This window comes from Vreelandella rituensis (genome assembly GCF_003336665.1).
GTDB classification, from domain to species: domain Bacteria; phylum Pseudomonadota; class Gammaproteobacteria; order Pseudomonadales; family Halomonadaceae; genus Vreelandella; species Vreelandella rituensis.
On record NZ_QPIJ01000134.1, the window covers coordinates 1 to 2,077 of the forward strand.

Annotated in this window: 2 protein-coding genes; both read right to left on the minus strand. The window is 60.3% G+C overall.

Annotated elements, in window-relative coordinates; translation table 11 throughout:
• Positions 1 to 524 (minus strand): transposase (locus tag DU506_RS21045; RefSeq protein WP_147273809.1); only part of this gene is annotated, 524 nt, incomplete at its 3' end.
• A gap of 346 nt (positions 525 to 870) precedes the next feature.
• On the minus strand, positions 871 to 1,932 hold the full coding sequence (locus DU506_RS21050) for a TRAP transporter substrate-binding protein (protein WP_114488776.1): 1,062 nt from the start codon (positions 1,930 to 1,932) through the stop codon (positions 871 to 873).
• Positions 1,933 to 2,077: the final 145 nt, after the last annotated feature.

Here is a 2,077-nt window from a genome sequence, read left to right on the forward strand (position 1 = left end):
CGCTGGGTCAGCGCCTTCACCTCAGCCTTGAACTGGGCTTCCAGCTTCTTGGCATGGCCATACGACAGCGCCTTGTGCTTGCTGGCATTGGCCTTGAGCTTGGTGCCGTCCAGGGCGATGGCACCCAGCTTGAGCAGTTTCATCTCGCGGGCCAGCAGCAGCACCTGGACGAACAGCTGCTCCAGTTCCGGCAGGAAGCGCCGCCGGAAGGTGGCCAGGGTGTCGTGATCGGGATGGGTGTTGGCGGCCAGATAGCGGAACGCCACCGAGTCATAGGTGGCTCGTTCGATCTTGCGGCTGGAATACACCCCGGTGGCATAGCCGTAGACCAACAGGCCCAGCAACACGGCGGGGTGATGCGCCTTGTGTCCCCGACCGGCGTACCGCCGCGTCAGTGCCGAGAGGTCCAGCTGCTCGACGACGTCCACGACGAAGCGCGCCAGGTGGTCATCGGGCAGCCATTCGTCCACGGAAGGCGGCAGAAGATAGTCGGTCTGGCGGTCAACGGGGATGAAGCGGCTCATGGCGTCGTTCCGGTGGGGTGGCAGGAGGCAAGTATCTCATGACGTTATCTAAAATCCGACAGACTGCTAGAGGTTGACGTGTTGACTATGCAATACACTTTATGTTGCTTTTATTGCAACAAGCAGTGAAACAGGAAGGTGTTGTCTCATGTTACGGGCACGGGCATAGAGGATACGTAGCTCGGAAATGCTTTTCCCAACCGGCTGCACCTCGCCCGAGTTGCTTAGACGCAAATTGAAATAGTCTTACTTAATACCGGATAACGACCGCGGCGAGCGTAACGACAGCGAGCACGGCGGTACCGTGCTCGCGTCAGGCTCATTATGTATGGCGCGATTCAGAACTTTAGGTGCTCTGATCGACCAAGTTGTCTTCGCTCATGCCTTCTTCGTCGCCCACCGCCTCGAGCTGTTCGAGGAAGAAGGCGCGGGCGGCCTCGCCGTCAACACCGCGCTCGCTGGCCTCGGCTTCCCACTGCTCCGGCAGGTCCGCCACCATCTGTTTGAAGCGTTCCACTTCTTCATCAGGCAGCTCGATAAAGGTGTTGCCCTGCTCCTCGGCGAACTCGACGCCGCGCTCGTCCACCACATCCATCATGTAGCCGAACAGGCGGGAAAGCCGCTCGCCCGAGACCTCTTCGATGGCTGCACGATCCTCTTCGGAGAGCGACGCCCAGGTATCGGGATTGATCACCAGCGAGAAGCTACCACGGTAGAAGCCGCCTGGCATCTGCACTGTATAGGGCAGCACTTCGGCCAGGCGGAAGCTCTTGAGTCCTTCTAACGTCAGCATGGCGCCGTCAATGACGCCCTGTGTGGCGGCCTCGTAGGTGCCGGCCGGAGGCAGCGCTACACCGGTGAGCTCGAGTGCGTTGGAGATGTCGGCCATGGTCCCGCCGCCGATGCGCACGCGCTTGCCGTCAAGGTCATCGAGGCTGTCGATCGATTCGTCGAGGTAGAGTGCGCCGGGTCCATGCACCCCGAGACCAATTACCTCGACGCCGCGGTGCTCGCCGGCCTCGGCCAGGTAGTCGTTATGGGTGCGCCAGTAGGCCACCGAGGCGTCCTCGGAGGAGAAGTCCTCGAAGGTGGGCAGCTCGGGCAACTTGGTCAGCTCGAAACGCCCTGGCATTAGACCGTGGAACAGCCAAGTGGCGTCGGCTACCCCGTCGGCCACCAGCTCCATTTGGGCATCAGGCGGACCCAGGTCGTGGATCACGTTGACAGTAACGCGACCCTCTGTAGCCTCCTCCACCCAACTGCCCCAGGTCGGCCAGACGATGGTATTGACGCCGTGATTAGGCCCCGCCCAGGTGCTGACCTGCAGCTCGGTGGCGGCCGTGGCGCCCTGGAAGGCCCCCAGGGTCATCAGGGCGGAGAATGTCGTCACTGTTGCCAATTTTTTCATTGTTGATTTCCTTTGTTATTCACTTCAGCCCGGGTTATTCACGACGCAGGCCTGAAAACGAAGATAGCGAATGGTAACCTCTATAAAAATCAGTACGTTCCGGCAAGAACCTGATGCAAGAGGACCATTCGCTATGGGTGAAAGA

Excerpts from the sequence above, each read along its gene's own strand:
- DU506_RS21050 (WP_114488776.1), bottom strand. The coding sequence starts at position 1,932 with ATGAAAAAATTGGCAACAGTGACGACATTCTCCGCCCTGATGACCCTG.